The sequence below is a fragment of the Aequorivita sp. IT1282 genome (assembly GCF_058068205.1).
Genome location: NZ_JBYRHR010000004.1, coordinates 202,636 through 215,913 on the forward strand (window position 1 = coordinate 202,636; position 13,278 = coordinate 215,913).

Consider the following 13,278-nt stretch of genomic DNA (forward strand, 5'->3'; position numbering starts at 1 on the left):
ATTTTCTTTATAATTTATAAATACTAAATTTAGTATCTTTAAATTACTAACTATCTGAAGATGCACAAAATTGCTATCGTTGACGACAATTCTTTCCTCATCCATGCGATTAAGGAAAAGCTCTCCTTTTTTGAAGATGTTACCGTAAAGCATACAGCCTTAAATGGTAGCGAACTGCTTACAAAACTGCAAGAAAATCACAAGCTCGATTTAATTTTAATGGATATTGAAATGCCCGTCCTCAATGGCATTGAAACCACTCAGATAGTAAAGCAAAAATACCCACACATAAAAATAATTATGCTTACCGCTTTTGATAATGACGAGCATATTTTCAACGCGATAAAAGCGGGTGCCGATGGTTATTTACTAAAGGAAATCAATCCCAAAGATTTGTATGATGGAATAATTGAAACTTTAAATGGTGGTGCCGCAATGAATCCTTCCATCGCAATGAAAACTTTGAAATTATTGCGAAATCCGATTGATATTCAGAATCTGAAAGACAAAGAAGAAATTTCACTTTCCACGCGCGAGGTTGAGGTTTTGGAGCAGTTAAGCAAAGGGTTGAGTTACACGGTAATTGCCGAACATCTTTTTTTATCACCCAGCACGGTGCGAAAACACATTGAAAATATCTACAAAAAACTGCAAGTGCATAGCAAAATAGAAGCAGTTCAAAAGGCGAAAAACCACAATATTATTTAAAACACCAAAGAACAAATTCCAAATTCAAAATTTCGAAAGTGCTCAGTTTTTGAAAACCAGTGAAGTCTTAAAATTAATCCTAAACTTAGCGTCCTTTGCGAATTTCTTTGCGCCCTTTGCGGTTAAAGATTCCAATGGTAGGTTTCATAAATTAATTGTAGTTTTAGATTTCATTTTTGAAAAAAATCTTTGAAACCTAAAATGGTCATTATGCAAAAACTATTAACTTTTAGCTTCCTTTTATTTGTAAGCTTTTCAATCTTTTCGCAGGATAAGAATACAGTTATCGAAAACATTCAAAAAGAAGCTTACGAAAATTCACAATTAGAAATTCTGGGTCACGAATTGCTGGACGATATTGGTCCGCGTTTGGTAGGTACGCCACAAATGCAAAAGGCGCACGATTGGGCCGTTGCTAAATATAAAACTTGGGGTATCTCTGCTGAAAATCAACAATGGGGTGAGTGGAAAGGATGGGAGCGTGGCATAACGCATATTGATCTGGTTTCGCCCAGAGTGCAGACTTTGGCGGGAACGCAATTGGCGTGGAATCCCGGTACTTCCTCAAAAGGAGTAACTGCAGAATTGATTGTACTGCCAGAAATAAAAGACTCTCTTTCTTTCAAAAAATGGCTGCCAACCGTAAAGGGAAAATTCGTGATGATTGCTATGAAACAATCCACGGGAAGACCAGACGATAACTGGAAAGAATGGGCAACGCCAGAGTCTTTCGAAAAGATGAAAAAGGAAAGAGATGAAATGAATACTGCTTGGAACCAAAACATAAAACGAAGCGGTTATGACAGAAGAAGTATTATTACTGCTTTGGAAGAAGCAGGAGCTGCTGGAATTGTAGATTCCTATTGGTCAAAAGGTTTTGGAGTGAATAAAATCTTTGGTGCCCGAACTAAAAAAATACCTTCCGTAGATATTCAATTGGAAGATTATGGAATGCTTTACCGAATGGTAGAACACGGCGACAAACCGAAAATACACGTGGTTGCGGAATCTAAAGATTTGGGCGTAGTTCCCACTTTTAATACAATTGCTGAAATTAAAGGAACTGAAAAACCTGATGAATATGTAATTCTTTCTGCACATTTCGATTCTTGGGATGGCGGCACAGGAGCGACAGATAATGGCACTGGTACTTTAGTAATGATGGAAGCCATGCGTATTCTCAAAAAAGTATATCCAAACCCAAAACGAACCATTTTAGTGGGTCACTGGGGAAGCGAGGAACAAGGTTTAAACGGTTCTTCTTCATTTGTTGCAGATCATCCTGAGATTGTAAACAATATTCAGGCGGTCTTTAACCAAGACAATGGAACGGGAAGAGTAAAAAGCATTAATGGTGCAGGATTTTTACAATCCTACGAATATATTTCACGTTGGTTGAGAGCAGTTCCTGATTCTATTAGCAAGCATATTGAAACTACATTTCCGGGTTGGCCTGCTTCTGGTGGGTCAGACAACGCTTCATTTGTGGCTGCTGGCGCACCTGCGTTTAGCTTAAGTTCATTGAGCTGGGATTACTGGAATTACACTTGGCACACAAACTTAGATACGTATGATAAGATTGTTTTTGACGATGTGCAGAGTAATGTAATATTAACTGCAATAATGGCTTATATGGCTTCAGAAGATGATTCAAAAACTTCGCGGGAGCAGATTATTCTTCCGATAAATGAAAGATCGGGCGAGCAGCAAACTTGGCCAACGCCGCGTGTTCCGGAACGTAAAGGTGGAATGTAAACTTTTAAAAACATCAAAGCTTAAAAAGCACCAAATAGCAAATCCCAAATTCCAAAGCTTAACTTTTGGAATTTGGGATTTATAATTTAGACGCTATTTAATATTGTCCGTTCGAGCGGAGTCGAGAACTATTTCAATTGAAAAGCTTCCTTTACGACATCAACAAAATCTAACTTCTCCCAAGTGAAAAGTTCAACTTCTCTTTCTATTCTTCCGTTGTATGGGCTTTCGAATACTTTAGAAACCATTTCTGGAACACGCCCCATATGCCCGTAAGCAGCGGTTTCAGAATAAATTGGGTTTCTAAGTTTTAGTCTTCTTTCAATTGCAGCTGGGCGCATATTAAAAATCTCAGAGACTTTTATAGCGATTTCACCATCAGAAAGTTTTACATTTTTAGAGTTATAAGTATTCACCAAAATCGAAGTTGGTTCTACAACGCCAATTGCGTAACTTACTTGAACTAAAATTTCATCGGCAACACCTGCAGCAACTAGGTTTTTTGCAATATGTCTTGCTGCATAAGCTGCACTTCTATCTACTTTACTTGGATCTTTACCGCTAAAAGCTCCACCTCCGTGTGCACCTTTTCCGCCGTAAGTATCAACAATAATTTTTCTGCCTGTTAAACCGGTATCTCCGTGTGGCCCGCCGATTACAAACTTTCCAGTTGGATTTATATGGTAAACAATATCATCATTGAATAGTTTTTGAACATATTCGGGAAGTTGTTTTTTCACTCTCGGCATCAAAATTTCAACAATGTCTTGTTTAATTTTTTTCAACATCGGCTCGTCTTCATCAAACTCATCGTGTTGGGTAGAAACTACAATCGCTACAATTTTCTGTGGCACATTGTCATCGCTATATTCAATCGTAACCTGGCTTTTTGAATCTGGGCGCAAGTATTTAATTTCGTCATCTTCTCTACGGAGAGCAGCCAATTCAATCAATATTTTATGCGAAATATCTAAAGCCAGTGGCATGTAGTTTTCGGTTTCATTCGTAGCATAACCGAACATCATCCCTTGGTCGCCTGCACCTTGCTCTTCTTTGTTTTCGCGATCTACACCTTGGTTAATATCCTGCGATTGTTCGTGAATTAAAGAAATTACACCACATGAATCTCCACTAAACTTATAAGCTCCTTTTGTGTAACCAATTTTGTTGATTACGTCGCGTGCAATTGTTTGTACGTCGAGGTAAGTATTGCTCTTTACTTCGCCCGCCAAAACAACTTGTCCGGTGGTTACCAAAGTTTCACAAGCAACTTTCGACTCAGGGTCAAAGGCTAAAAAATTATCTAATAATGCATCACTTATCTGATCCGCAACTTTGTCTGGGTGTCCTTCAGAAACACTTTCCGAAGTAAATAAATAGGCCATAAATTGTATATAAAATTATTTAAAAATTGACACGACGTAGGATAAAAGGACGTATGACGTAAGACTAAAATTATTTCTAATCAAGGATTGAAAATTTAATAGTCTTAAGTCCTATGTCTTACAATCTTATGTCATTTTCAAGTAAGGATTTGACGGGTGCGCCGAAGGGAGATTTTCACTGCCTTTAGCATTTTTTAATGAGGTCGCAATCAGTCAAATCTTTCCTCTTGAAATATTCAAGGGCAAAAGTAAAAAAATATTATGAACGACAATTTTATTTGAAGATTTTTGGCAAATAATTTGGTTCTTAAATTTTTATGACGCTATATTTGTGCTCACAAAGTTCAAATCTTTACTGAAATGTTATCAAGAAAGGCCGAGGGATTAGACCCTATGACGCCTTAGCAACCCTTTCTCAGGAATGAAGGTGCTACATTCTACAACGATTCTGAAATTATCAGAATTGGCGATAGATAACGACAAGACAATTTCTTATCTGAAATTGCTTTTCAATTATTCTTTTTAACATTTTTCTATTAAAGTACGTCGCAAGGCGCATTTTGACTTTTGTTTTAATCTTTTTATTAACTCAAAAAAACTAGAAAAATGAGTACACAAAACAAATTCGCAACAAACTTGTTGCACGCAGGACACGATGTAACCGCCAATGGAGGAACCCGAGCGGTGCCAATTTACCAAACTTCAAGTTACGTTTTTAAAAACAGCGATCACGCTGCAAACTTGTTCAATCTTTCTGAACCCGGATTTATTTATTCACGCCTAAACAATCCAACTTGCGATATTTTGGAGAAACGTTTAGCAGCTGTTGAAGGCGGTATTGGCGCAGTAACTACGGCCTCAGGCGCATCGGCTATTTCAACTGCATTATTAACACTTCTTCACGCTGGCGACCACATTGTTGCATCCAGCAGTTTGTACGGGGGCACTTTCAATTTGCTGAATGTTACCTTGCCACGTTTGGGAATTACAACCACGTTTGTTGATGCTTCGGAGCCCGAAAATTTCGGAAAAGCCATAAAAGAAAATACCCGCGCAATTTTTATTGAATCGCTTGGAAATCCTAAGTTGGATGTTTTAGATATTGAAGCAATTGCTACTGAAGCTAAGGCAAATAAAATTCCACTTATTGTAGATAATACGGTTGCTTCCCCAGCTTTATTGAATCCAATTGCGCACGGCGCAAATATTGTAATCCATTCGCTTACCAAATACATAAACGGAAACGGGACAACATTAGGCGGCGCAATTATTGACGCTGGAAATTTTGATTGGACCAACGGGAAATTCCCAGAATTCACGGAACCTTCTGCAGGATATCACGGCTTAATTTATTCCGAAGTTTTAAAGGAAGCCGCTTTCATCGCAAAAGTACGCCTCGAGGGGCTTCGCGATTTCGGTGCAGCTTTAAGTCCGTTTAGTGCTTTTCAAATTATTCAAGGTTTAGAAACTTTAGAAATCCGACTTAAAAAACACAGTGAAAATGCGCTGAAATTTGCCCAATGGCTTCAGAATCGCGAAGAAGTGGCGTGGGTAAATTATCCCGGTTTAGAGGATAATCCATATTTCAGTCTTGCACAAAAATACCTTCCTAACGGACAAAGTGGCTTGGTTACTTTCGGCGTAAAAGGCGTTTTTGAAACTGCTAAAAAAGTTGTTGATAACGTGAAATTATTTTCACTTTTGGCAAATATCGGCGATACTAAATCGCTTATAATACATCCTGCAAGTACTACGCACCAACAATTAAGTGAAGCCGATCAAGCTGCTTCAGGTGTGAGTCAAGATTTAATAAGACTCTCCGTTGGATTAGAAAATATTGAAGATTTAACCGCAGATTTGGAACAAGCATTTGAAAGTGTTTATAAAACGCAATTGGTTTAATTAAATAATCTCAAATCTAATGTCTCACATCTCAAGTATAACTATTGCAGATTACACAACCCAAAGTGGATTTCACTTTAAAAACTTGCCTTTAAGTTATCAGGTTTTTGGGCAGGAATTGGGTAAAACGCCTATTGTTTTGGTTACGCACGCGCTAACTGGAAATAGTAATGTTTGCGGTGAAAACGGCTGGTGGAAAGCTTTAATTGGTTCTAAAAAGTGCATAGATATTGAAAAATATACCATTCTTGCTTTTAATATTCCCGGGAATGGATACGATGATTTTTTTATAGAAAATTATGAAGATTTCAACATTTACGATGTTGCCCAATTGCTTTTAATAGGATTAGCAAACCTGCAAATACCGTCGATTTTTGCCGGAATCGGCGGTTCATTGGGTGGAAGTATTCTTTGGCAAATGGCAGTTTTAAAACCCGATTTGTTTCAGAATTTAATTCCGATTGCAACCGATTGGAAAGCGACAGATTGGGTGATTGCGCAGTGTAGAGTTCAAAAGCAAATTTTAAATAATTCTGAAAATCCGGTTCACGATGCACGCGTTCACGCGATGACTTTCTACAGAACGCCGCAATCTTTTAAGCAGAAATTTAATAGAAGTTTAAACGAAGCGAAAAATATTTTCAAGGTGGAAAGTTGGTTGCTGCATCACGGCGAAGCTTTGCAAAATCGTTTTCAGTTGCAAGCTTATAAATTGATGAACCATTTATTGATGACGGCTAATTTTGAAACGCAAGAAGCATTTTTAAATGTAGCTTCAAAAATTGAAGGTGCTATTCATTTGATAGGAATTGACAGCGACGGATTTTATATAAATGAAGAGATAAAAGAAACTTATTCGATTTTAAAACCAAAAAAAAACAACGTGCATTATGCCGAAATAAATTCCATTCACGGGCACGATGCATTTTTAATAGAATATGAACAATTGGCGGGAATTCTGGACCCCATTTTTAATTCAGAAAAATTACAAAAACTTTAAATTATGAGCACGCAAGTATTAGATAATCCGGTTTTGAACCGAATTGACCTAAACAATATAAAAAAGAAGAAGATAAATATTGCCATTTTTGGACACGGAAATGTAGGTAGTCAGTTGGTTAATCAAATTATTTCTTCGAAGGAGGAAATCTCTCGGCGACGCGATTTAGAATTAAATATTTTTGCTGTCGCGAATTCAAAAACTGTTTTGTTTGAGCAAAAAGTATTGAATAGAAATTGGGTGGAAGAAAAGGCAGAATCGGGGCAATCTTATAATGTTGACGATGTAATTTCATTCGCAAAAACTAACAATCTTCAAAACCTGATTTTGGTTGACAACACAGCAGATGTGGGCTTTGTTCAAAATTATTCGGCTTTTGTTGAAGGTGGTTTTCATTTAGTTTCTTCGAATAAAATCGCCAATACTTTAGATTTAGAATTTTATCAAAAACTTCGTCATAAATTGACTTTAAAAAAACGTCAGTATTTATATGAAACCAATGTTGGAGCAGGTTTACCGTTGATAGACACAATTAAACTTTTGCATCTTTCGGGCGAGAATATTACACGAATTCGCGGTATTTTCTCGGGTTCTTTAAGTTATGTTTTTAATACATTTTCTAGTGAGGATAGACCATTTTCAGAAATTGTTTTGGAATCTGTAGCAAAAGGCTTCGCAGAACCAGATCCTCGCGAAGATTTGTCTGGGAACGATGTGGGGAGAAAACTTTTAATCTTAGCTAGAGAGCTGGATTTGCACAATGAATTTAGTGATGTAAACATTGAAAATTTAATTCCTGAATCGTTAAGAGCAATTTCTAAAAATGAATTTTTGGACGCAGTAAGCCAATTAGATGCTCCGTATCAACACCTGAAAAATACAGCCAAACCAGATCACGTTTTGCGTTATGTTGCCGACCTTTGTGGAGATCTCTCAAAAACAGACGGTGCAATTTTGAAGGTAAAATTAGAAAATGTGCCTAAAGAAAGTAGCTTAGGTATCGTAAAAGGAAGCGATTCACTTTTCGAAATATATACTGAAAGCTATGGCGACAATCCAATCGTTATTCAAGGCGCTGGAGCCGGAGCAGCTGTAACAGCCCGTGGTGTTTTTGGGGATATTTTACGAATAAGCGATAAAGATTAAAAAAAGACTTAAGACAGCTGCGCTGTAGGACGAAAGACTTAAGACGAAAAATCACTAAGAATAGTCCTATGTTTTACTGTCCTAAGTCATTATAAATAAAAAAAATATCTAATTATGAAAGTTACCCTAAACAGAATTAACGACAACTATTTATTTGAAGCGAAAGGCGCATCTGGCGTTCCCGTTTTTATTGATAACAAAACCGATGATACGCCAAAAGGCTCGAGTCCGATGGAGCTTCTATTAATGGGCGTTGGCGGTTGTAGTGCGATTGATGTAGTTTCAATTTTGAAAAAACAACGGCAGGAAATCACTTCGTATAAAATGGAAGTGGAAGGTCAACGAAAAGAGGTTCGCGAAGCAAAACCGTTCGAATCAATACACGTGTCTCTTCATTTGGAAGGAAAAATTGACGAAACGAAAGCTATCCGAGCTGCTCAGTTGAGTTTTGAAAAATATTGTTCGGTTTCAATAACATTTGAGGCGTCGGTAAAAATTACATATAGTATCGTGCTAAACGGAAAGTCTTTGGATGTATTAGATATATAATAGGAATAAACCATTAAAACTCATTGCATCTTCCTGCAAGGTTTCCAAAACCTTGTAGGTCTCAAAAATAAAAATAAACGATGAATAAAATACAAAAAGAACTTCAAAACCGAATATTGATTCTTGACGGCGCAATGGGCACAATGTTGCAGCGTTACAAGTTTTCGGAAGAAGATTTTCGTGGTGAACGTTTTAAAGATTTTCATAAATCGGTTAAAGGCAACAACGATTTAATCTCACTAACACAACCGCAAGCAATTGCAGAAATCCATTCAAAATACTTCGCTGCCGGCGCAGATATTGTGGAAACCAACACTTTTTCCAGCACCACCATCGCAATGGCAGATTACGATATGGAGGATTTGGTTTACGAATTGAACTACGAATCCGCCAAAATCGCGAAAAAAGTAGCAGATGAATTCACCGCCAAAGAACCCAATAAACCCCGTTTTGTAGCTGGAGCCATGGGCCCGACAAATAAAACTGCAAGTATGAGCCCAGATGTAAACGATCCAGGTTTTCGTGCAATTTCATTCGAACAATTACGCGTTGCATATCGTCAACAAGCCGAAGCATTAATAGACGGCGGTGTAGATTTACTTTTGGTTGAAACTATTTTCGATACGTTGAACGCCAAAGCCGCTCTTTTCGCAATCGATGAAATAAAGGAAGAGCGAAATATCGATATTCCAGTAATGATAAGCGGAACAATAACCGATGCTTCGGGAAGAACACTTTCGGGGCAAACGGCAGAAGCATTTTTGATTTCAATTTCGCACATTCCACTTTTGAGTGTAGGTTTTAATTGTGCTTTGGGCGCCAAACAACTCACGCCTCATTTGGAAGTGATTGCAAACCGCACCAATCTTGCCGTGAGCGCCTATCCAAATGCAGGCTTGCCAAACGCGTTCGGGGAATACGATGAAAGTCCGAAGCAAATGGCAGAACAAGTAAAAGAATATTTAGACAAGCAGTTGGTAAATATTATTGGCGGTTGTTGCGGCACTACGCCGGAACATATTCAAGCCATTGCTGAAATCGCTTCGCAATACAAACCGCGCCCAGTTTTTCAATCTGAAAATAGTACTGTATGATTCCCACAAAATTTGAAGTTGAAGCAGCGTGCGAACGCGTAAAACCTTACGTTCACAATACACCAGTATTGAAATCTTCTTTTTTGAATGAATTGGTTGGAGCTGATGTTTTCTTTAAATGCGAGAGTTTTCAAAAGATGGGAGCTTTTAAAATGCGGGGAGCAACCAATGCAATTTTGCAACTTTCCGAAGCGCAGAAAAAAGCAGGAGTTGTAACACATTCCTCCGGAAATTTTGCGCAGGCCCTTTCGTTGGCGGCCAAAAATCTTGGTGTAAAAGCATATATCGTAATGCCCGAAAATGCGCCGCAAGTAAAAAAGGAAGCTGTAAAAGGTTATGGCGGAATTATTACGGAATCGGAATCCACAGCAATTGCTCGTGAAAATGAAGCGGAGCGAATTCAAAAGTTAACAGGTGCTACCTTTATTCATCCGTCAAACGATAAAAATGTAATCCTCGGAAATGCAACTTCCGCAGCAGGATTGCTAAAAACACATCCAGATTTAGATTTTGTATTTGCACCCGTTGGCGGTGGTGGATTGATTGCTGGCACTTCACTTTCAGGGAAATATTTCGGAACTGATTGCAAAACAATCGGCGGCGAACCTTTTGAGGTTGACGATGCTTTTCGAAGTTTAAAAAGCGGAAAAATTGAATTCAACGAAACCACAAATACTATTGCTGACGGACTTAAAACTTTCCTCGGAGATATTAATTTTCCAATTATAACAGCATTGGTTTCAGAAATAATACGAGTTGAAGAAACTGAAATTATTTCAGCAATGAAACTTATTTGGGAACGGATGAAAATAATCGTTGAGCCCAGCAGTGCAGTTGCATTTGCGGCTTTGCTTCGCGAAAGGGAACGATTTCAAAATAAAAAAGTTGGAATTATTATTTCCGGCGGAAATGTTGACTTAAAGAATCTACCATTCTAAAACCTTAGCGCCTTTGCCTGCAATTTTTCTCGCAAAGGCGCTAAGCAAATGAAGTTGAAATGAAAGATAAAAGATATTTAAAATTATCAGGTTTAGAGCCACTAATCATAACCCCTGAAAGCAATTTCATAAATGTGGGAGAACGCACTAATGTGGCAGGTTCTAAGAAATTTCTTCGACTTATAAAAAATCGAAACTTTGAAGAAGCACTTTCCGTTGCTCGCGAACAAGTTGAAAACGGCGCGCAAATTATCGACATAAATATGGATGATGGTTTGATTGACGGAAAAGAGGCGATGGTGAAATTCCTGAATTTAGTAATCGCCGAACCAGATATTTCACGCGTTCCTATTATGATTGATAGCAGTAAGTGGGAAATAATTGAAGCGGGTTTACAAGTTGTGCAAGGGAAATGTGTTGTGAATTCCATTAGTTTGAAAGAAGGCGAAGCAGAATTTATCCACCACGCAAAATTAATAAAACGTTACGGTGCGGCTGTAATCGTGATGGCTTTTGATGAAACGGGCCAAGCTGATAATTACGATCGAAGAATAGAAATTGCCAGCCGATCTTACGATATATTGGTGAATCAAGTAAAATTCGCCCCAGAGGATATTATTTTCGATTTAAATATTTTCCCCGTTGCAACGGGAATGGACGAGCACCGCCGAAACGCCATTGATTTTATTGAGGCAACGCGCTGGGTGCGTGAAAATCTGCCGCACGTAAGTGTGAGTGGTGGGGTGAGTAATGTTTCCTTCAGTTTCCGTGGAAATGACCCTGTTCGTGAAGCAATGCATTCAGTGTTTTTGTATCACGCTATTCAAGCGGGTATGAATATGGGAATCGTAAATCCTGCAATGCTGGAAATATACGATGATATTCCAAAGGACCTTTTAGAGCACGTGGAAGATGTAATGTTCGACCGTCGCGAAGATGCCACGGAGCGATTGCTAGATTTTGCCGAAAACGTTATTGGTAAATCACGAGAAAGTAAAATCGACCTTTCGTGGCGAGAGGAACCTTTGCAAAACCGTATTACACGTGCATTGGTGAAAGGAATAGACGAATTTATTTTAGAGGATATTGAAGAAGCAAGACAAGTTGCCGACAAACCAATTGAAGTTATTGAAGGAAATCTAATGATTGGTATGAACGTGGTTGGCGACCTTTTTGGAAGTGGAAAAATGTTTTTACCGCAAGTGGTGAAGAGTGCACGAGTGATGAAAAAAGCTGTGGCTTATCTTTTGCCATACATTGAGGAAGAAAAGTTAAGAAATCCGCAAGCTGGTGATTCTAAAAACGCTGGCAAAATCTTGATGGCAACTGTAAAGGGTGATGTTCACGACATTGGGAAAAACATTGTCGGTGTTGTGTTAGCGTGCAACAATTATGAAATTATCGACTTGGGCGTAATGGTTCCGCCGGAAAAAATAATTGCAACTGCAAAAGAACAAAATGTAGATGCGATTGGATTGAGTGGATTGATAACACCTTCGTTGGACGAAATGGTTTTTTTGGCGAAAGAGATGCAGCGACAAAACTTTAAAGTTCCGTTATTAATTGGAGGTGCAACCACGAGTAGGGCGCACACTGCTGTAAAAATTGATCCCGAATATGAATGTGCCGTGGTGCATATAAACGATGCTTCACGAGCGGTTACAGTGGTTGGCGATTTGTTGAAAAAGGAAACTTCGGCTCCTTATAAAGAGAATTTAAAAAAGGAATACGACACTTTCCGACAAGATTTTCTGAAGCGACAAAAAGTAAAAAACTATTTGCCAATTTCCGAAGCCAGGAAAAACAAGTTTCAAATTGATTGGAAAACTTCAGAAATAACAAAACCGGAGCAATTGGGTGTGCAGGTTATAAAGAATTTCGATTTAAACTTATTGGTTGATTATTTAGATTGGACTCCATTCTTCAGAAGTTGGGAGTTGCACGGTAGATACCCAAATATATTGACCGATGAGGTTGTGGGCGAGCAAGCTTTAGAATTATTTGAGGATGCAGAGAAGATGCTTCAAAAATTAATTTCAGAAAAACTATTGGAAGCAAGAGCAGTTTTTGGCGTCTTTGAGGCGAATACAATAAACGATGACGATATTGTCGTTTCGGCTCCGCTCAACGACCGTGCTGCGGACACTGAGCGTAGCCGAAGTGTTTTCCGAACCCTCCGCCAACAATCTCAAAAAGCTGCTGGAAAACCCAACATTGCTTTAGCAGATTTTATTGCGCCGAAAGAAACAGGAATTCAGGATTATGTGGGTTGTTTTTGTGTGAGTACCGGTTTTGGAACTACGGAATTGGCAGACAAATATGTTGCAGAACACGACGATTATAATGCCATAATGGTAAAAGCTTTGGCAGACCGCTTAGCTGAGGCTTTTGCTGAATATCTTCACAAAGAAGTACGCACCAATTATTGGGGCTATGCTTCCGAAGAAAACCTTTCCAATGAAGATTTAATTTCAGAAAAATATAAAGGGATTCGTCCGGCGCCAGGTTATCCTGCCTGCCCAGATCATTTGGAAAAATTGACAATTTGGGAGCTTTTAAAAGTGAAAGAAAACATTGACGTTGAATTGACCGAAAGTTTAGCCATGTGGCCGGCAGCTTCGGTTTCGGGTTATTATTTCGCAAACCCAGAAGCTCGGTATTTTGGTCTCGGTAAAATAAAGGAAGACCAAGTTGCAGATTTCGCAAAGCGGAAAAATATGAATTTGGACGAAGCCACAAATTGGTTGAAAACGAATTTGGCAGATTAATAATAAAAAGATACCCGCCTTCGCGGGCATGAA

Annotated in this window: 10 protein-coding genes and 1 riboswitch; of the genes, 9 read left to right on the forward strand and 1 reads right to left on the reverse strand. The window is 38.5% G+C overall.

Translation table 11 applies throughout. The features are described from left to right. Positions 1-60: 60 nt before the first annotated feature. Positions 61-708 carry a response regulator gene (locus tag AC3RVG_RS10265; RefSeq protein WP_489691374.1) on the forward strand — a complete coding sequence of 216 codons (648 nt, stop codon included), beginning with the start codon at positions 61-63 and terminating at the stop codon, positions 706-708. A 210-nt stretch (positions 709-918) separates the two neighbouring features. Further along, a complete protein-coding gene (locus AC3RVG_RS10270; RefSeq protein ID WP_489691375.1) occupies positions 919-2,463 on the forward strand; it encodes a M20/M25/M40 family metallo-hydrolase in 1,545 nt (514 codons plus the stop codon). Between the two features lie 128 nt (positions 2,464-2,591). On the opposite strand, the gene metK is transcribed toward AC3RVG_RS10270, so the two are convergent. Beyond that, positions 2,592-3,848, reverse strand: coding sequence for a methionine adenosyltransferase (gene metK / locus AC3RVG_RS10275; protein ID WP_489691376.1), 1,257 nt, complete (start codon positions 3,846-3,848; stop codon positions 2,592-2,594). Between the two features lie 360 nt (positions 3,849-4,208). Further along, positions 4,209-4,328: riboswitch (SAM riboswitch) on the forward strand. Positions 4,329-4,454: 126 nt separating this feature from the next. Here metK and AC3RVG_RS10280 point away from each other — a divergent pair. The 7 genes from AC3RVG_RS10280 to metH all read left to right on the forward strand — a co-directional run bounded on the left by AC3RVG_RS10280 (position 4,455) and on the right by metH (position 13,245). Continuing rightward, positions 4,455-5,750 carry an O-acetylhomoserine aminocarboxypropyltransferase/cysteine synthase family protein gene (locus AC3RVG_RS10280; protein WP_489691377.1) on the forward strand — a complete coding sequence of 432 codons (1,296 nt, stop codon included), beginning with the start codon at positions 4,455-4,457 and terminating at the stop codon, positions 5,748-5,750. 19 nt (positions 5,751-5,769) lie between these two features. Next, complete coding sequence (locus AC3RVG_RS10285) at positions 5,770-6,750, forward strand: alpha/beta fold hydrolase (RefSeq protein WP_489691378.1); 981 nt, start codon at positions 5,770-5,772, stop codon at positions 6,748-6,750. A 3-nt stretch (positions 6,751-6,753) separates the two neighbouring features. Further along, positions 6,754-7,896, forward strand: a complete 1,143-nt coding sequence (locus tag AC3RVG_RS10290; RefSeq protein WP_489691379.1) for a homoserine dehydrogenase family protein — start codon at positions 6,754-6,756, stop codon at positions 7,894-7,896. A 114-nt stretch (positions 7,897-8,010) separates the two neighbouring features. After that, on the forward strand, positions 8,011-8,445 hold the full coding sequence (locus AC3RVG_RS10295) for an OsmC family protein (protein WP_489691380.1): 435 nt from the start codon (positions 8,011-8,013) through the stop codon (positions 8,443-8,445). Between the two features lie 80 nt (positions 8,446-8,525). Further along, positions 8,526-9,539 (forward strand): homocysteine S-methyltransferase family protein, encoded by a 1,014-nt coding sequence (locus AC3RVG_RS10300; RefSeq protein ID WP_489691381.1) that lies wholly within the window; start codon positions 8,526-8,528, stop codon positions 9,537-9,539. After that, on the forward strand, positions 9,536-10,477 hold the full coding sequence (locus AC3RVG_RS10305; protein WP_489691382.1) for a pyridoxal-phosphate dependent enzyme: 942 nt from the start codon (positions 9,536-9,538) through the stop codon (positions 10,475-10,477). The genes AC3RVG_RS10300 and AC3RVG_RS10305 overlap by 4 nt, the downstream gene beginning before the upstream one ends. A 59-nt stretch (positions 10,478-10,536) precedes the next feature. Continuing rightward, complete coding sequence (metH, locus tag AC3RVG_RS10310) at positions 10,537-13,245, forward strand: methionine synthase (protein WP_489691383.1); 2,709 nt, start codon at positions 10,537-10,539, stop codon at positions 13,243-13,245. Positions 13,246-13,278: the final 33 nt, after the last annotated feature.